Raw genomic sequence first — 17463 nt, 5'->3', positions numbered from 1 at the left:
TTGCTGTTCTTAGGGAGAAAGAAATCGGCCATATCAATATCCTGTGGACGCTAATGTCTTAGTATTCCGTGTGAACAAATGCCCTAAACAAGCGATTAAGCAATCACAAGCCCTCAACTGCGTCTTGTCGGGTTGCTTTTTCTGCAAGTCGCACGCGCAGCTTGTCAATTTTGCGACCATCCATGTCGACCACTTCAAAGCGCCAGCCTTGATCTGTGAACGATTCACCTTCCGACGGTAAATGCCGCAATATGTGCAGCACATGTCCCGCTGTCGTTGCATAATCGCGATCTTCGGGCAGGTCGATTGATAGCGCCTCGGCCATTGCATCGGCTGACATAGACCCTGAAACCAGCATCGATCCGTCATCCAGAGTGATGATATTCGGCGCGCTGCCTTGCGCCTGGTCCGACGCGAATTCGCCAGCAATGGCAGCCAAAAGGTCGTTTGGCGTCACAATCCCTTCGAAATGACCATATTCATCATGCACCAAAAGCATTGGCACATCGGATGACCGCAGGATTTCGAGCGCGTCCATGGCATCCAGTTGATCCGGGATAATCTCGGCGCGGCGCATCAATTTACGAATGTCGAGAACTTCGCCGCGAATTTGCGCCGCGACGATGTCACGTGACTGGACTACACCAATGATGTCGTCGCCGTCTTCGCCCGTTACAGGCAAGCGGGTGTGCAGTGAATTCAAGAGCGAATCGCGCACCGCTTCCTCGGATGCATCCGCGGAAATGCGGTCCACATCGGTACGCGGCGTCATGACTTCACGCACCGGACGGTCGGCAAGGCGGACAACGCCCGCAATTACCTTATGCTCATGTTCCTCAATGATGCCGGCATGCGTGGCTTCGGCAAAGACCATGCGCAACTCTTCGGCGCTCAGCGCATCGCGCGTATCGCGGCGAAGCCCAAGCGCGCGAAAGATGGTCGCGCTTGATTTGTCGAGTGTCCACACGATAGGAGCCGTGATTCGCGCAAGCAGCTCCATTGGGCCAGCCATGATAACCGCGATTCGCTCTGGCGCGATAAGGGCAAATTGCTTTGGCACCAGCTCGCCTACAACCAGCGAGGCATAAGTGGTTATGCTGATAACGATCCCGAAACCCAAGGTTTCGGACCATTCGCGGTCGACACCCCATAAGGCAATGCGATCAGCAACAGGCCCGCCAAGTGTAGATCCTGAATAAGCGCCGGCAATTATGCCAATGAGCGTTATACCGATTTGTACAGTAGACAGGAACTTGCCCGGGTCGCGCCCCAACCTCAGTGCCGCCGAAGCGCCCCGCTTTCCGTCTTCGGCCATAGCTTTCAGCTTCGCCGTGCGTGCGGACACGATGGCGAGTTCCGACATGGCGAACACACCGTTTAAGGCGATGAGCGCTAGTATCGTTGCGGCATCAAACCACGGGAAAGGGTCAAGAGGTTCCATAAGGACATTTCCGTCATAAGGCCAAAAATGGGGGTTTGGCAACAAAATGCACAAAATTGCGTTAAGGTAAAATGATGTCGCCAGTTTAAATAATCATCGCAGGTTCATCATCGGCGTCGTTTAAACGACGCTCTAGCAGAAAGGGAAAATTATGAAGAAAAACCGAATGATAACTATAGGACTGGTTGTGGCGCTGCTCCCGCTGTCGGCTTGTGTAACGGATCCCGAAACCGGGAATCGCACAATTTCTAAAGCCGCCATTGGCGGTATTGGCGGGGCACTGGGTGGCTATCTACTGGGTGATTTGATCGGCGGGCGCCGTGATCGTACGGAAAAAATCGTTGGCGCGGGTATCGGTGCATTGGCTGGCGCTGGCGTTGGCTATTACATGGATGAGCAAGAAAGAAAGTTGCGTCAGCAAACCGCTGGAACGGGCATCAATGTGGTTCGTGACGGAGACAATCTCGTTCTTGATATGCCGTCGGAAGTGACCTTTGGCGTCGACAGCGCAAACATTGATGCGGGCTTTCGCAATACGCTAGACCAAGTTGCGTCAACATTGATTCAGTATGAGAAAACCTATGTTGATGTCATGGGACATACCGACTCTGCGGGTTCCGACGCATATAACCAATCATTGTCAGAGCGCCGCGCATCGTCGGTTGCCGACTATTTGTCGTCACGCGGCGTTCAATCCGCGCGATTGGCAACTCGTGGTTATGGCGAGAGCCAGCCAAAGGCGAGCAATCTCGACGCCGCAGGCCGTTCGGCCAACCGCCGCGTTGAAATTCGCCTTGTCCCTGTAACGCAGGGTTAATCGGCTTTAGACCGCAACACCTTGAAGCATTTTGGGCAGCGCGCCGCTTTCGCCCCGTGCCTCGGCCATGAAAAACGCCTTGGCCGGCGCAGCGCGCTGCACCATTGCCATCCCGAAACGACGCACTGCTGAGGCCGTTTTACCGGGAATGGAAAATAACCGGTTCAGCCCGTCTGTAGAAACCGCGATCAGCAAGGTGTCGATACTGCGCCATCGGCCATAGCGGTCCAGCAATTGCGCATCGCCAAAATCAAGACCAAGACGCATGCCGTCCACGAGTACCTCAGTTAGCGCAGCGACATCGCGTAGGCCCAAATTCAGCCCCTGACCCGCAATCGGGTGAATGCCGTGCGCACTATCGCCGATTAGCACCATGCGTTCCGCTGTAATCGACGCCGCATGGTGGAAACCCAATTTGTAAGACGACAAAGGCGCGGACAATTCGACCTTACCTAACAATCCGCCCATGCCCTTTTCAAGTTCGGCAGCATAACCGCGCGGCGATAATTTTAGGTAGCCAGCAGCATCCTTGGATTCAACGGACCAGACAAGCGCTGAACGGTGGCGGCCATGTTCGTCATCCAACATGGGCAGAACGGCAAAAGGCCCTGTCGGATAAAAAATTTCATAAGCGATATTGTTGTGCGGCCGTTCATGATAAATCGCGCCAACAATAGCGTGATGCGCATATTGCCAATGCGCAATGTGGATTCCGGCCTCTTCGCGGGTCTCGCTCTTGCGGCCTTCGGCAACGATCATCAGGTCTGCGGTCAATATTTTTCCACCTTCTAGCGTGACCGTCACTGTGCTGGCATCTCGCGACTTGTGGATGATGTTTGTCGGCATGTGCAGTTGGATTGCCGCATGTTCCTGCGCTGCCTTGTAAAGCACGCCACGCAAATAACGGCTTTCAAACATCTGGCCTAAAAAGCCATCATCTTCGGCTGGAGCGAAGTCGAGTGACCCCGGTTTTAGCCCGTCGCTTACCCAAATTTTTTCAATGGGGCAGCCTTTGCCAGCCAAAGCATGGCCAAGGCCCATTGCTTCAAATAATTTGTAGCTTGAGCTGGATATCGCAAAAGTGCGTCCGTCATAACCAGCGTCGAGCATGTTCGCCTGATCGGCGCGGTCAATGACATGGCTGGTGATACCTTGCGATGCCAGCGCCAGAGCTTGCGTGAGACCAATGAGGCCGCCACCGATGATGATTATATCTGCCTTGTTTTCCATATGCCGCTTATGCCCCAAGCAAGCGCGGGATTCAAAGGAGGATTTTGGCCGTATCAAACTAGTCAGGTTCCCCTTTTGCCCTCTAATACTTGACGAGGAGTCCGCTGACGCCGAAAAGGGGCGCATTCGGTCCTTTGCGACTTCATACATATCGGCATTCGTAACATGGCCTTGCGCGTTTCAAAATTTAGCCCGAAATCGAACCTCGCCAATTGGCGTCAGATGATGCGTGCGTCATTGATCCGCAGCGGCGCGTTGTTTTGCGCGGCGGCCTTAGGGCTGTTCGCCATATTTTACGGACTGGCACTGCTCAGCTATTCGGCAGGCGACGCGGCATTTAATAGCGCAGCGGCAGATGTGCAGCACAACTGGATGGGGCAAGCCGGCGCGTATGTGGCGGACGCAATGCTTTTCCTGTTCGGCGTGCCAGCCATATTCTTGTTGCCGCTGATGCTGGTTTTTGCGCGGCGTTTGTGGCGTGATGTTCCACAACCGCAATGGAAACGACAATTATCATTATGCCTGATCGGTATGTTGCTGGTCGGTTTTGGCATGTCCTATTGGCAACAGGGTAGTGGTATCGGGTTTCCGGCGGGATGGGGCGGGTTATTTGCCCTGCTGTTGGGCAATGCTGCCAGTGCGCTTATGATCCAAATTCAGGGCATATTCGGAATATTGCTTCGGGTTTCCCTGATACTCGGCGCTTTGGCGGGCGGTGTGGCGTTGGTCATCCGGTCGCTTCAGCTGGAACGTCCATTGTTGCGTATCCCGACACTGACGATACCTAAATTTGGAAGCGCCAATGCTGGCAATTTGGCCTTAGCGGGCGACGACCTGCCCGCGCCACAGATTGTCGAACCCAAGCCGCCACGCAAGGCCGTGGAACCAGATCAACGCAAGCCGCCGGTGATTGAGGACCGCACGCTCGCGCCCAAAAAAGCAGCTTTTTCCACCGGCGCGCGGCAAGGCGACTTCTTTGGCAGCTTTATTCTGCCATCTCTTGAGTTGCTCGATCCGCCACCTACAATTTCAGTGCCCAAACTCGACAAGGCGGCGTTGGAAGCCAACGCTCGGTTGCTGGAGTCGGTGCTGGATGACTTCCATGTAAAGGGGCAGATTGTCGCTGTTCGCCCAGGCCCTGTCGTCACAATGTACGAACTTGAGCCAGCGGCAGGTATCAAATCCAGCCGCGTCGTTCAGTTGGCCGAAGACATTGCGCGCAACATGTCCGCGCTGTCCGCGCGCGTCTCGACTATCCCTGGCCGGACGGTGATGGGCATTGAACTACCCAATGCGCACCGAGAGGCTGTGGTGTTTCAAGAGATGGTGGGCTCGGATGCTTTTGCGGAGCAAAAGGGCGCATTGCCGATTATCTTGGGCAAGAATATCTCTGGCGATCCGGTTATTGCTGACCTTGCGCCAATGCCGCATCTGTTGGTTGCAGGGACAACCGGGTCAGGAAAATCGGTTGGCCTGAACTGTATGATCCTGTCGCTGCTCTACCGTCTGACGCCTGACCAATGCCGGATGATCATGATCGATCCCAAGATGCTGGAACTGAGCAGCTATGACGACATTCCGCATCTGCTGTCGCCTGTGGTGACTGAGCCCGCAAAGGCCATTCGCGCCCTTAAATGGGCAGTTGAGCAGATGGAGGAGCGGTACCGCATGATGTCCTCGCTTGGCGTGCGTAACCTTGCGAACTTCAACGAAAAAGTGCGCGGTGCAAAGGCTAAAGGCGCGCCATTGGGCCGCAAGGTGCAAATCGGCTACGACCCGATGACTGGCCAACCGCAATATGAGGAAGAAAGCCTCGCTTACGAACCCATGCCGCAAATTGTGATCATCGTTGATGAGTTGGCGGACTTGATGATGACGGCGGGTAAAGAAGTGGAGTTCCTGATTCAGCGTCTGGCGCAAAAGGCGCGGGCGGCGGGGATCCACTTGATCATGGCAACGCAGCGCCCCTCGGTCGATGTTATCACGGGCGTTATCAAGGCAAACCTGCCCACCCGTATTTCCTTCCATGTCACGTCGAAAATCGACAGCCGGACCATTCTTGGGGAACAAGGCGCAGAACAGCTGCTAGGCAAGGGCGATATGCTCTATATGGCAGGCGGCCGCGGATTGACGCGTATTCACGGACCTTTTGTCTCCGACGATGAAGTGCGCCGCGTTGCCGACCACTGGCGTGGCCAAGGGCAGCCTGAATATATTCAAGCCGTGACGGAAGAACCCGAAGATGGCGGTTTCGACTTTGGCGGTATGGGCGGCGATGACAGCGAAGAAGATTCGCAATATCGCAAAGCGTGCCAGATCGTGTTCGAAAGCCAGAAGGCCTCGACAAGCTGGATTCAACGGCAATTGCGCATCGGTTATAATAGCGCGGCACGGTTGATTGACCGGATGGAAGAAGACGGCTTCATCAGCGCACCGAACCATATTGGCCGCCGCGAAGTACTGCGCGACCGCAACGGCGACCCAGTTTAGCCATTAAGATGGGGTTCAAGGCAGTCCAGATAGTGACTGCTGCCACCCACCCTTAGGAAACACAGATGACTTTTTCAAAATATGCCATGTTGTTCGTGCCGATTGCGCTTGTTGCAACGACGCCTAGCCCTGCGCAGTCTTCGTCCGAGCAAATGGCGCGGGTTGTGCAGCATATGAAAGCCGTGGGCACGATGTCGGCGAATTTCACGCAGACAGACCGGAGCGGCGGGACGCTGACTGGCAAGTTGCTGTTGAAGCGGCCTGGGCAAGTGCGTTTCGAATATCAGAAAGACGTGCCGCTGTTGATTGTCGCCGACGGTCGTGCGCTGACGATGGTGGATTATGAGGTGAGGCAAGTCCAGCGCTGGCCGATCCGCAACAGTCCGCTGGCTGCCCTCCTAGACCCCGGTCAGGATCTTGCGCGCTTTGGCAAAATACTGCCCACTTCCACTAATGACGTTGTCAGTGTCGAAGTCCGCGACCCAAAGCGCCCCGAATATGGCACCATCACGATGATATTCGTGGACAAACCCGGCGCGCCGGGCGGATTGACTTTGAATGGCTGGGTCGCGCTCGATTCCAAAAACAACCGCACCACCATTCGACTCACCGATATTAGCTATAATGGCACGATCGCAAAAAACGCGTTCACATGGAAAGATCCGCGACCGGTTAGGCGAAAATCGTAACATCAGGCGATGAACGGAAGCGCACCACCGACCAGTTGCGCCGTGCTTGAGTGTTGTTCATCTGAACGACAGGAAGGCCTCGGTATAAATATTTTGTCAGCGGCCGAATATTCGTGTGGTTTTCCCCCTGTTTCCCACGACTTTAATCATCGCTGATATCGGCGTGACGAACGCAAGCCTAGCCCTCATCCCAAATGCCCCCGGGGTGGGGGCTTTGCTTTTTTAAGGCAAATGTCTGCACCGGCTTGCTCCTGACGCTTCAGGCATCTAGGGGTTTGGTCTTATGTCCCAGACCATTCGCATCGCTTCGTGGAATATAAACTCTGTCCGCGCCCGTATCGACATTGTCGAACGCTATTTGAAGGAAGAAGCGCCCGACGTTTTATGCCTTCAGGAAACCAAAGTCATCGACAGCCTGTTTCCCGAAGGATTGTTCCGCCAATTGGGTTATCGTCATTTTGTCGTCAACGGCATGCCCATGCATCATGGCGTTGCAATCGTTAGCAAACTGCCGTTGATTAACCGCAGGGTTGAGGATTGGCAGGCCAATGGCGAGGCGCGCCATGTCGGCGCAGAGTTAAATATCGACGCAGCCAAGGGCGTACGGATCGACAATGTTTATATTCCCGCCGGGGGCGAAGTCCCCGACAGCGAGGTTAACTCCAAATTCGGACAGAAGCTGGCTTTCTTAAAACGTATGGCCGAATGGTCACGTAACGTCACGCAACCGACCGTCCTCACGGGTGATTTCAATGTTGCGCCGCTTGAGCAAGATGTCTGGAGCCACAAACAATTGGTCAATGTCGTCAGCCATACCCGCATTGAAATTGAACATCTGGCGGAAATTCAGGCAGCGGCAGACTGGGTGGATGTTGCGCGGCATTTTGTCGATCCGTCGAAGAAATTATATACCTGGTGGAGCTATCGCGCGCAGGATTGGGAAACGTCCGACCGCGGACGCAGGCTCGATCATATGTGGGTTACCCCTGATTTGAAAGAGAAGGCAAAGGCGCATAGCGTGCATAAACATGTGCGCGGCTGGGGCAAGCCATCCGACCATGCGCCGATCGTCACGGAATTCAACTTTTGATCGCGGCAAGCGCAGCGTTGGGAGACTCACGCCGCGCAGCAATGGCGATTGATGCGCTGCGTCGTGGTTGGCCAGTGACGGTGCAGCATTTGGACAAAGCGCTTACCGTGCTTGCGGTCGAAACAGCGCAGGGTATTTCCGGCGCGCATGCAATATTGCTCTCGGCAAGCCGGGCGGCGACGCTAAAATTAACGAACCAACGCGCTGCGGCAGATGGCGACCTTCCGGTGCTTATCAAGGCGCCTGCTGATCTCGACCTGCGGCTCGCTTTGGCGGTAGCGGACCCAAGCCTTGACCTTGCCTATCCGATGAAGGGCCCCTTTGCGGCGCTGCCGCTGGATAATGGCCCATCAGCGACGGCGGCGATCGAACTTGCGCGTTTGGCAGGTTTGCTTCCGGCATTTCTGGTGTTGGGGGACGCAGGTGAGAACCCCGTTTACGTCAGGCCGCAAGATGTCGCTGCCTTTGACGACAGCGGCGCCTTGCGCATTGCCGCGCGGGCCAAGCTTCCCGTTGTCGCCAATGCCAAAGCGGAAATTGTAGCGTTCCGGACAGCCGTAGATGCGTCTGACCATGTGGCGTTGTTGATGGGTACGCGCGATTCTTCAACTCCAGTTGTCCGGTTACACAGTGAATGCCTGACTGGCGATGTTCTCGGCAGCCTGAAATGCGATTGCGGCCCGCAATTGCACGAAGCTTTGCAACAGATTTCGGACGCAAATTGGGGGATATTATTGTATTTGCGACAAGAGGGGCGTGGCATTGGCTTGATCAACAAGCTGCGCGCTTATGCGCTGCAGGATCAGGGATTTGATACCGTCGATGCCAATACCCGTTTGGGCTTTGCGATTGATGCCCGCGATTTTTCGGTAGCCGCACGGATGCTGGAATTACTGGGTGTAGAACGGGTGCGCCTGTTGACCAACAATCCTGAAAAGGTGGATGGCCTACAAAAAGCGGGCATCACGGTCGCCGAGCGGCTTCCGCTTAAAATCGCCGCCAATCCTCACAATGTCGATTATCTTGAAACCAAGAAAAGCCGGACCGGCCACGCACTGTAAGCTCCGAAGGGACGAAACTTTCAACGCGGATCGCCGCGCCCTTCTTCTGGTGTTGGTCGCTGATCACGCTGACCATTTAGGGCCCTTTCGATAAACACATCATCCAGCGGTTCCGACTCTGGCTCCGTCGTTGGCGCAAGGTTCGGGTCTTCCATTAGGGGGTCACCTTCAATCGGCATGCCATTTTCATCGAACAGCAGCATTTCGTCTGCGCCAAGTAAGGACTCCTCACCTTCAAGGGCTTCTGGGAAAGTGACCTCCGTTGCGAATTTCTCTACGGGGCGTCCGGCCACAGCGACGCGCATATAGGCTGCCCAGGCTTGCGCAGGCGCGCGGCCGCCTTCTAGGCCACCAATTGACTTAGCGTCGTCGCGACCCATCCACACGCCCGTTGTAAGGCCGCTGGAGAAGCCTAGAAACCATCCGTCCTTATTGCTTGACGTTGTCCCGGTTTTGCCCGCGGCGGGCCGCCCAATATTTGCGGCCCGCCCGGTGCCCGTGGCGACAGCGGTTTGCAATAAATCGGTCATTGCGCCTGCAACCCAATCGTCAACCAACTGCACCGTGCTTGACGGCTTCGCCGCATATAGAATTTCACCATCAATCGTCGTGACCTTCTTTATGCCATAAGGGGTGACATTACGTCCACCGGCTGCAACCGCGGCGAACGCCTGAGCCATATCGATAACGCGGGCATCTGATGTGCCCAGCACCATCGACGGCAGCGTGTTGACAGGGGTAGTGATCCCGAACCTGCGTGCCATATTGGCGATGCTGCTGGTGCCGACGTCTTGCCCGATTTGGGCAGCGATGGTGTTTTTGGAATAGGCAAAAGCGGTACGAAGGGAAATTTCGCCAGCAAAATTGCCACCGCTGTTTTTAGGCTGCCAGCCTTCGATTTCGACGGGCTTGTCTTCCACCAGGTCTTCAGGCCGGTAACCTGCCTCCAGTGCGGTGAGATACACGAATAACTTCCAGGCCGAGCCTGGTTGACGCACCGCGGTAACCGCACGATTGTAATTGCTGGTCACATAATCGGTCCCGCCCACCATCGCCTTCACCGCACCGTCGCGGTCAATCGACACAAGCGCGCCTTGTGCCCCGCGGGGGGCATTTGCCGCAATCGCTGAGGTCGCAGCGCGCTGCATTTTCAGGTCCAGCGTCGTCCAGACATCGATTGGTTTTTCAGTTTCGTCAATAAGGCCGTCCAACTGCGGCAAAACCCAATCTGTGAAGTAACGTACGCTGTCTTGGGGCGCTTGAGCGGCCAAGCGGACTCCGGTCAGGTCAACGCTCGCAGCCTCAGCCGAGCTAATCATCCCTGCATCCTGCATGACCGCAACCACCACCTTTGCCCTGTCCAAGGCGGCCTGCGCATCGGCGGTTGGTGCATAGCGTGAGGGGGCTTTTACTAGACCTGCGATAATGGCGGCCTCGGCAAGGCTGATATCTTCTGCGCCATGGTCAAAGAAACGGCGACTTGCGGCATCAACCCCATAAGCGCCGCCACCGAAATATACTTTATTCAAATAGAGCTCGAGGATCTGGTCCTTGGAGAATTTGGTTTCCATAGCCAGCGCAAGGATGACCTCGCGAATTTTGCGCCCAAACTCCTTGTTGCTATTCAGATATATGTTGCGGGCCAATTGTTGCGTGATGGTTGAACCGCCTTGTGTCCAGCGACCTTCAATTGTCCTTACATATACGGACCGCGTAATGCCAATGGGGTCGACACCGGGGTGCAAATAATATCGGCGGTCTTCGACAGCGACCATCGCGTCCTTCATTTCGGACGGCAATTGGTCGATGGTCAGCCAACGTCCGAAACTCGGGCCAAGCGATTGAATGACAGTGCCGTCTGCGGCACGTATGCGGATCATTTGCCCGTTCGGCGAGGCTTTCAGATCTTCAAAACTGTCAATTTCGCCACGTGCAGTCGCGACAAAAATGCCAAGCACTATGACCCCTAGCAGTGCGGCGATCACGCCCGCTTTGACGATACGGAGCATCCATGTTCCCATTGGGCCACGTTCTTTCGAAATCTTGCGCGCGCGTACCATAACAGCTGTGTTACCCAGTCCCATAACCGTCGACAAGCACCTTGTTATTCAGGATCGAATGCAAGCGCTGCGCTGTTTATGCAGTAACGCAGGCCCGTCGGTCCAGGCCCATCCGGGAAGACATGGCCCAAATGCCCCTCACATGCGGCACAGCGCACTTCAATGCGGACCATGCCGTGTGATGTATCGCTGTGCTCTTCGACAGCCTCATTATCTGCGGGCGCGGTAAAGCTTGGCCAACCCGAGCCGCTGTCAAATTTCGTGTCCGAAACAAACAGGGTAGTGCCGCAGCCCGCACAGCGAAATTCGCCTTCGCGCTTTTCATCGGTCAGTTTACCCGCAAAGGCGCGTTCAGTGCCAGCCTCACGCAAGACATGATATTGAACGGGGTCCAATTCTGCGCGCCATGCCGCATCGGACTTGATAATTTTTTCCATGAAAAGATACCTTTCGTGAGAATGATGTGGGGGCTGCAGCAAAACGGTGCAAGGTGCTGGCGCAACAGTGGTGCCTTTAAATATCCGCAAGTCGCCCACGGTGGTTAGCCGCGACGTGCTGCTGCGCGGGCAATGCGGACGAGCTCTTCTTCCAATATCGTAACGGCAAGCCCGTCGCGGACGTGCATCAACTTTGACTCAACCTCGAGCAAATGGCTGTTTAGCCCGGCAAGCCGAACGGCTGGCCAGCGCATAAGTTGCTGTGCGAAGCTGTCGGCATCTTTCCAGAATATCGAACGCGTGGCCTTAACCACTGCCCCGGGATTTGCACCATTGTCGACCTTTGTCCGCATCGCGGCGAGTGTTGTCGCGCGGCGTTGCATGGCGCGGATGATGCGAATGGCGTCCACACCCATGTCACGTGCGGCGGCCAGTTCGCGGCCCGTACCGCGCAAGTCACCGCCCATCACGACATGGACGAGACCGTTGATATTTTCTTCGCCAGTTTCCGCCGATAGGGCTTCGAATATAGCTATTTCGACCGTGGCGGGACGCTGCGGTGACGCATCATAATATAGGGATAGCTTTTCGATCTCGGCCTGCGCCAACTTGCGGTCTTGCCCTGTGTAGCGCGCAATACGCGCGGCAAGTGGTCGATCGATCTTCAACCCAGTGGTGGCCGCATAAGCCATGACTGCGGCCGCGGCGTCGCCCTCTTCGGGTAAATAACAGATGTGGGTCATGGCGCGGGGATGCGCCTCCAGCAACTTCCGCAATTTGCTCGCCTTGGTCAAATTACCGGCACTTGCGATAACCGGGCTTATGTCGCCTTCAAGCGCGAGCAAATTCTCGACTGCAGCTAAACCCTCATCGCGGCGGAAATTGAGGCGGATGTGCCTTTTATCGCCGAACAGCGATAGCGCGGATGCCTCGTCCGCCAACAGGGCCGGGTCATTGCGGATACGGTCGCTGTCGATATCAATGCGTTCCGAGCCTGCCAGTTGCGCCGACATTTGCCCGGCAATATCGGCCACAGCCGATTCGTCCTGCCCGAATATGAAAAACAGCCGAACGTCAGAGCGTGCACTGATGGCATTGATAAAGCTACGCTCTTTTGCGCTGCTCATTCGCCGCGCGCGTAAATAGAAAGCCGGGTGAAAATCTGATCCGCTACCTTTTGTGTCAGGTTTTCAAGCGCACTGTTTTCGCCAGCTATCGTTGCATATTCCGAGCTGACTACGTCAATGCCAGCGTCCGATCCTGCGGTCATATCCAGCACAGTCTCACCCGTCGCGACCGAAACAAGTTGATAGCGTGCACGCAAAGTCCGGCGTTCCCGCGTGATCGTATCATCCGCGCGCACGCCGAAACCTTCAATTTGGTCATCCAGTACAACAACCAAGCGGAATTGGCCAGAATTGCTGTCTTGAGCGCCAAGCCGGTCGGTCAATGCATTGCGCATCAGCCAACCGTTTTTGCCTTCGATTGGTGCGACGCTGATGGTTCCCAATGCACGCGCCACCGCCCCCTTTGACCCACCGCTATACAATGGCTGCAAACTGCACGCAGGCAGTAGGAAAGCAAGCATCAAGGGGGCGAAGAAACGGTTCATAAGACGATGTTGACCAGCCTGTCGGGAACGACGATGATTTTTTTGATATCGCCGCCGTCAATGGCAATCTGAACCTTTTGGCTGGCCAGCGCAAGCGCCTCTATCTCGGCTTGCGGCAAGCCCTTGGCGACCGTCAGCGTATCACGCAATTTGCCCCTCACTTGAATGGCGATGGTAACCTCGTCCTCTTCAAGCAGGGCCGGATCTAACGCTGGCCATGTAGCGTCAGCGATGAGACCGCCACCCAGTTCTGCGCCAAGCTGAGTCCACGCTTCTTCGGCCAAATGCGGAACCATGGGTGATGACAGCAATAGGATCGTGCGGATGGCAGAATCGCGGCTGGCCGATGGCGGGGCTTTTTCAATAATGTTGGCCAGATCGTAAATCTTTGCCACGGCCTTGTTAAAGGCCAGCGCCTCGATATCTGCGCCGACGCCAGCGATCACCTGATGCGTTTTGCGGTCCAAGGCTTTGTCCGCCCCATCGGCACCGCTCACTTGTGATGTCAGACGCCACAGACGTTGCACAAAGCGCCAGCACCCCTCGATGCCTGCTTCGGACCATTCCAGATCGCGTTCGGGCGGGCTGTCGGAGAGCATGAACCAGCGCACGGCGTCAGCGCCATATTGATCCACAATGTCATCGGGATCGACGACATTCTTTTTGGACTTGGACATTTTCTCGATACGGCCAGCAACCGCAGGAGCGCCACTATCGATGATGGTCCAGATGTCCCCTTCGCGACGCACCTGATCGGGGCTCAGCCAACTGCCCTTGGCGTCTTGATAGGTTTGGTGCGTGACCATGCCTTGCGTGAACAAGGACGCAAAGGGCTCCTTCACGTCGATCAAGCCAATATGGTTCAATGCGCGCGTCCAGAAACGGGCGTAGAGCAAATGTAAAATGGCATGTTCAACGCCGCCAATATATTGGTCTACCGGGAGCCATTTTTCCGCAACCGTGCGTTCAAATGGCTTGTCATGTGGCTGGCTGGCAAAGCGAATGAAATACCAGCTTGAATCGACAAAAGTATCGAGCGTGTCTGTTTCGCGCCGCGCAGGCTGACCGCAGCTTGGGCAATCGACCTTGCTCCAACTGGGATGCCGATCCAGCGGGTTGCCGGGAATGTCGAAACTGACCTCTTCGGGTAAGGTTACCGGCAATTGGTCATCCGGCACCGGCACTATGCCGCAGGTCTGGCAATGGATGATGGGAATGGGTGTGCCCCAATAACGCTGACGCGAAACGCCCCAATCGCGCAGGCGATATTGCGTCTGGCCAATGCCCCAACCTTCGGCCTGCGCGCGTGCGATGACATCGGCCTTCGCCTGATCAATCGTCATGCCATTCATCCAGCGCGAATTGACGATTGTGCCGGGGCCAGTGAAGGCAATATCGCCGGCAAAGGCGCTATTGATCAAATCGCCATCAGCGACAACGCGGGTGACGGGCAAATCATATTTGCGGGCAAAATCAAGGTCGCGTTGGTCATGTGCGGGGCAGCCAAAGACGGCGCCGGTGCCATAATCCATTAACACGAAATTCGCGACATAGACCGGCAAATGCCAGCTTGAATCGAGCGGATGTTCGACGGTCAAGCCTGTATCAAACCCACGTTTTTCAGCAGTTTCAATGTCGGCGGCGGTGGTGCCGCCCTTGCGGCATTCCTCGATAAATGCCTGCAAATCGGGTGCATTGGCGGCCAGCGTTTGCGCGACGGGATGGTCGGCGGCAATAGCGACAAAGCTTGCGCCGAACATTGTATCAGGCCGCGTTGTAAAAACGTCGATGCCGCCATCCCCCCCGGGGAAATGGAAGGTGCATTTCAAGCCTTGCGATTTGCCGATCCAGTTTTCCTGCATCAACCGCACCTTGTCTGGCCATTGGTCAAGCGCACCAAGCCCCGTGAGCAGTTCATCTGCAAAGTCGGTGATCTTGAGGAACCACTGGCTCAGCTTGCGGCGTTCAATCGGCGCCCCAGATCGCCAGCCTTTGCCATCGATGACTTGTTCATTGGCAAGCACGGTCATGTCGACCGGGTCCCAGTTCACGGCCGATTCCTTGCGATAGACCAAGCCAGCGGCATATAGTTTGAGGAACAGGGCCTGTTCATGGCCATAATATTCGGGCTCGCAGGTCGCCAGCTCGCGTGTCCAGTCAATCGCAAAGCCAAGCCGCTTTAGCTGCGCTTTCATGTTTGCGATATTGTCGCGCGTCCACCCGCCGGGGTGGACATTCTTCTCCATCGCCGCATTTTCGGCCGGCATGCCAAAGGCGTCCCAACCCATGGGATGCAACACCTCATGCCCCGTCATCCGCTTGTAGCGTGCCAGAACGTCGCCCATCGTGTAATTGCGGACATGGCCGATATGGATGCGGCCCGAAGGATAGGGAAACATTTCAAGGACATAAGCGCGGGGTTTGGTCGAATTGTCATCCGCAACGAAGCTGCTGCGCTCTTCCCAAATATTTTGCCACCGCGCGTCGGCGACGTGCGGGTTAAAGCGCTCTACATTGGACATAGAAATTACCCGGTAATCGACGACCGACGAAGGTCACGCGCCTTGGTGAGAATCACGGCTTCAAGCTTTTGCACTGTCGCCGCCCGCAATGGTGCCGCGACCCACTGGCCATTTTGCGAGACTTCCCGGCTGCCGGCCACGCGCAAGGCGTCGGCACGCAGGTCTTGGTCGAGGATCGAAATCGTCAATTTCACCCGTTCGCCGGGGCTTTGCGGGTTTACATACCAATCGGTGACGATGACGCCGCCCGATGAGTCGGTTTGTAGCAACGGCATGAAGGACAAAGCATCAAGTGATGCGCGCCACAAATAGCTGTTGACGCCAATGGTGGTGACCTGGCTGGCCGCAAGGTCCGCTTTTGGACGTTCCCTGCCGCCGCAGCCGGAAAGCAGGCCTAAGCTTATTAAGCTGCTGGTCGCAACGATGAGTGCCAGGCGGGTGGTGCGCATAAAATGTCCTTGAACAATGGAATATCGGAAACCTCTATAGAGGCTTGATGTCGGGGGCAAGCTTTCTGGCGGCTGAACGGCGGGGAATTAACGCTGCAGTCAGTTTCCATGCGCTATCCGATTGTGGACATCATGCAACAACTGCGGATAAAACATGTTATTAGGTTGATTCTGAAATTACGCCTCTTTTGAATCCCTGAAATGCAGCGTATGCATGACTCGAAGAAAAAGAATCGCTCAATCTAAGGCTATAAACGTGAAGCGGGTACAGAAAGGAAAATATGCGACCTTTGCAGCAGTGATGCTGGCAACGGCTTCGCTTGCCCTTTCGCCGATGATCGTCCCTGCCTTTGCCGCAAAGGCATCCAGTCCGGAACAAATGGCTGCGCCGTCTTGGGTCGCTATGTTTACCCCTGCTGGCGGTGACAGTGTGCTTGCCCAGAAATTCTCCGCTACGCAAATTGCACCCAATGCGCGGTTCCCTTTCACGCCGGCGAGTGCTGGTGAAGGGCGCAATCGCACGATTACCGTCGCTGCGCGGGCCAATTCGCGTCTGACCGCCGGTGCTGTATCTATACGTAATGTCATCGCACCAAGCGACGTCGGCGCTGGTAAGGGGCTACGTCTGGCTGCGGTCGACTATCGTTTGACTGCGTCGAAGGGTTGGCAGGATTTCACTTTGCCCAAGGCGAACGCCCGCGCTGCAAAGACACCTTTGAGCGATGTTGGCAAGGGCGGCTTCCGGCTTGATGAAACAGTTCAGAAGCCAAGCAAGTTCAGCACCAATATTAAACTTGACCAGAATAAAGAAATGGCTCCGCCCGCTCGCGGTAGCGGGGCTTCCGGTGACTATAAGCTTGATGTCGGCGGCAGCTTCTCGATCAGCCGCAAGATCGATGTCACCGCTGGTGTCCGGTACGCCAGTGAGAATGACCGCGTCATTCCCTTGCCTGACAACCGCAAGGACAGCGAAGCGGTTTATGTTGGAACCAAAATCCGCTTCTAAGCGGTCTTTTTCCCGAAAGCATCAATCGCCGCCCACCCATGGATGCTCCGTGGGCCCAGCATGAATGCGGTCTGACGGGTCATGCCGCCCAAGGCGATGATGCGCCTTGGGCCGGCAAGCTTTGCGAGCCGTTGAAACATCAAGGGACCCAGCGGCTGCGCGCCGGGGTGGCTGTTGGTATCGAAAAGCGGGGAGAGGAATACAAGGTCTGGGCGGCTTTGCTTTACCTCAGCGATTTCGCGCGCATTGTGAACAGGGGCGCTATGCAGCAAGCCACTATGACCAAGGCTGCGCTGATGAAAGCCATCGGCATGCCAGCGCAATGCGGTCCGCGCATCACCCGCCAACAGCAATATATGCCCGCGCCGACGACAAATCCGCAGCACTTGAGCAAACAATACGCGACGTTGTTGAGTAGCCAAATGATAATGGCGGAAAACCACACCTGATCGCGCAGGCAGCTGCTGAATAGCGCGCAGCTGGTCATCACCAAAACGCGCATCGGTCATGAGCCAGATTTTCGGCAAGGGGTGGCTTCGCGGCATGCAACTGCCTATAG

The 17463-nt window shown here is 55.9% G+C and carries 15 protein-coding genes; 6 read left to right on the top strand and 9 right to left on the bottom strand.

Annotated features, from left to right (window positions below; translation table 11 throughout):
- Positions 1-103: 103 nt before the first annotated feature.
- On the bottom strand, positions 104-1441 hold the full coding sequence (locus Q0O07_RS07480; RefSeq protein WP_295492148.1) for a hemolysin family protein: 1338 nt from the start codon (positions 1439-1441) through the stop codon (positions 104-106).
- Between the two features lie 151 nt (positions 1442-1592).
- Between Q0O07_RS07480 and Q0O07_RS07475 the strand changes: the two genes are divergently transcribed.
- Positions 1593-2258 carry an OmpA family protein gene (locus Q0O07_RS07475; protein WP_295492146.1) on the top strand — a complete coding sequence of 222 codons (666 nt, stop codon included), beginning with the start codon at positions 1593-1595 and terminating at the stop codon, positions 2256-2258.
- A gap of 6 nt (positions 2259-2264) precedes the next feature.
- Here Q0O07_RS07475 and Q0O07_RS07470 read toward each other — a convergent pair whose 3' ends face one another.
- A complete protein-coding gene (locus Q0O07_RS07470; RefSeq protein WP_295492144.1) occupies positions 2265-3488 on the bottom strand; it encodes an FAD-dependent monooxygenase in 1224 nt (407 codons plus the stop codon).
- 165 nt (positions 3489-3653) lie between these two features.
- On the opposite strand from Q0O07_RS07470, the gene Q0O07_RS07465 reads away from it, so the two are divergent.
- The 4 genes from Q0O07_RS07465 (at position 3654) to ribA (ending at position 8818) form a co-directional block, all read left to right on the top strand.
- On the top strand, positions 3654-5978 hold the full coding sequence (locus Q0O07_RS07465) for a DNA translocase FtsK (protein WP_295492142.1): 2325 nt from the start codon (positions 3654-3656) through the stop codon (positions 5976-5978).
- A gap of 65 nt (positions 5979-6043) precedes the next feature.
- Positions 6044-6667 carry an outer membrane lipoprotein carrier protein LolA gene (locus Q0O07_RS07460; protein WP_295492140.1) on the top strand — a complete coding sequence of 208 codons (624 nt, stop codon included), beginning with the start codon at positions 6044-6046 and terminating at the stop codon, positions 6665-6667.
- Positions 6668-6950: 283 nt separating this feature from the next.
- A complete protein-coding gene (gene xth / locus Q0O07_RS07455; RefSeq protein WP_295492137.1) occupies positions 6951-7757 on the top strand; it encodes an exodeoxyribonuclease III in 807 nt (268 codons plus the stop codon).
- A gap of 17 nt (positions 7758-7774) precedes the next feature.
- Positions 7775-8818, top strand: coding sequence for a GTP cyclohydrolase II (ribA, locus tag Q0O07_RS07450; protein ID WP_295492153.1), 1044 nt, complete (start codon positions 7775-7777; stop codon positions 8816-8818).
- A gap of 20 nt (positions 8819-8838) precedes the next feature.
- Here the strand turns inward: ribA and Q0O07_RS07445 are convergent, their stop codons facing one another.
- The 6 genes from Q0O07_RS07445 to Q0O07_RS07420 form a co-directional block, all read right to left on the bottom strand.
- Entirely contained in the window at positions 8839-10878 is a 2040-nt protein-coding gene (locus tag Q0O07_RS07445) for a transglycosylase domain-containing protein (RefSeq protein ID WP_295492152.1), read from the bottom strand.
- A gap of 44 nt (positions 10879-10922) precedes the next feature.
- Entirely contained in the window at positions 10923-11315 is a 393-nt protein-coding gene (gene msrB, locus Q0O07_RS07440) for a peptide-methionine (R)-S-oxide reductase MsrB (protein ID WP_295492135.1), read from the bottom strand.
- A gap of 104 nt (positions 11316-11419) precedes the next feature.
- Positions 11420-12442 carry a DNA polymerase III subunit delta gene (gene holA / locus Q0O07_RS07435; RefSeq protein WP_295492133.1) on the bottom strand — a complete coding sequence of 341 codons (1023 nt, stop codon included), beginning with the start codon at positions 12440-12442 and terminating at the stop codon, positions 11420-11422.
- Positions 12439-12927 (bottom strand): LPS assembly lipoprotein LptE, encoded by a 489-nt coding sequence (gene lptE / locus Q0O07_RS07430; RefSeq protein ID WP_295492131.1) that lies wholly within the window; start codon positions 12925-12927, stop codon positions 12439-12441. Before lptE ends, holA begins: the two co-directional genes overlap by 4 nt.
- A complete protein-coding gene (leuS, locus tag Q0O07_RS07425) occupies positions 12924-15449 on the bottom strand; it encodes a leucine--tRNA ligase (protein WP_295492129.1) in 2526 nt (841 codons plus the stop codon). The genes lptE and leuS overlap by 4 nt, the downstream gene beginning before the upstream one ends.
- A gap of 5 nt (positions 15450-15454) precedes the next feature.
- Positions 15455-15898: a DUF3576 domain-containing protein gene (locus Q0O07_RS07420; RefSeq protein WP_295492126.1), complete on the bottom strand. Its 444-nt coding sequence runs from the start codon at positions 15896-15898 to the stop codon at positions 15455-15457.
- Between the two features lie 256 nt (positions 15899-16154).
- Between Q0O07_RS07420 and Q0O07_RS07415 the strand changes: the two genes are divergently transcribed.
- Complete coding sequence (locus Q0O07_RS07415) at positions 16155-16904, top strand: hypothetical protein (protein WP_295492124.1); 750 nt, start codon at positions 16155-16157, stop codon at positions 16902-16904.
- On the opposite strand, the gene Q0O07_RS07410 is transcribed toward Q0O07_RS07415, so the two are convergent.
- Positions 16901-17449: a thiamine phosphate synthase gene (locus Q0O07_RS07410; protein ID WP_295492122.1), complete on the bottom strand. Its 549-nt coding sequence runs from the start codon at positions 17447-17449 to the stop codon at positions 16901-16903. The genes Q0O07_RS07415 and Q0O07_RS07410 overlap by 4 nt on opposite strands.
- Positions 17450-17463: the final 14 nt, after the last annotated feature.

The sequence above is a fragment of the Sphingorhabdus sp. EL138 genome, assembly GCF_945890115.1.
In the GTDB taxonomy this organism is placed as follows: Bacteria; Pseudomonadota; Alphaproteobacteria; order Sphingomonadales; family Sphingomonadaceae; genus Sphingorhabdus_B.
Note: the sequence above shows the minus strand (reverse complement) of the source record. Positions and strands in the feature narration are given on the sequence as shown.

What these genes read in the sequence shown, in the direction of transcription:
- Q0O07_RS07480 (WP_295492148.1), bottom strand. Translation starts at nt 1,441, where the DNA reads ATGGAACCTCTTGACCCTTTCCCGTGGTTTGATGCCGCAACGATACTA.
- Q0O07_RS07475 (WP_295492146.1), top strand. Translation starts at nt 1,593, where the DNA reads ATGAAGAAAAACCGAATGATAACTATAGGACTGGTTGTGGCGCTGCTC.
- Q0O07_RS07470 (WP_295492144.1), bottom strand. Translation starts at nt 3,488, where the DNA reads ATGGAAAACAAGGCAGATATAATCATCATCGGTGGCGGCCTCATTGGT.
- Q0O07_RS07465 (WP_295492142.1), top strand. Translation starts at nt 3,654, where the DNA reads ATGGCCTTGCGCGTTTCAAAATTTAGCCCGAAATCGAACCTCGCCAAT.
- Q0O07_RS07460 (WP_295492140.1), top strand. Translation starts at nt 6,044, where the DNA reads ATGACTTTTTCAAAATATGCCATGTTGTTCGTGCCGATTGCGCTTGTT.
- xth (WP_295492137.1), top strand. Translation starts at nt 6,951, where the DNA reads ATGTCCCAGACCATTCGCATCGCTTCGTGGAATATAAACTCTGTCCGC.
- Q0O07_RS07445 (WP_295492152.1), bottom strand. Translation starts at nt 10,878, where the DNA reads ATGGTACGCGCGCGCAAGATTTCGAAAGAACGTGGCCCAATGGGAACA.
- msrB (WP_295492135.1), bottom strand. Translation starts at nt 11,315, where the DNA reads ATGGAAAAAATTATCAAGTCCGATGCGGCATGGCGCGCAGAATTGGAC.
- holA (WP_295492133.1), bottom strand. Translation starts at nt 12,442, where the DNA reads ATGAGCAGCGCAAAAGAGCGTAGCTTTATCAATGCCATCAGTGCACGC.
- lptE (WP_295492131.1), bottom strand. Translation starts at nt 12,927, where the DNA reads ATGAACCGTTTCTTCGCCCCCTTGATGCTTGCTTTCCTACTGCCTGCG.
- leuS (WP_295492129.1), bottom strand. Translation starts at nt 15,449, where the DNA reads ATGTCCAATGTAGAGCGCTTTAACCCGCACGTCGCCGACGCGCGGTGG.
- Q0O07_RS07420 (WP_295492126.1), bottom strand. Translation starts at nt 15,898, where the DNA reads ATGCGCACCACCCGCCTGGCACTCATCGTTGCGACCAGCAGCTTAATA.
- Q0O07_RS07410 (WP_295492122.1), bottom strand. Translation starts at nt 17,449, where the DNA reads ATGCCGCGAAGCCACCCCTTGCCGAAAATCTGGCTCATGACCGATGCG.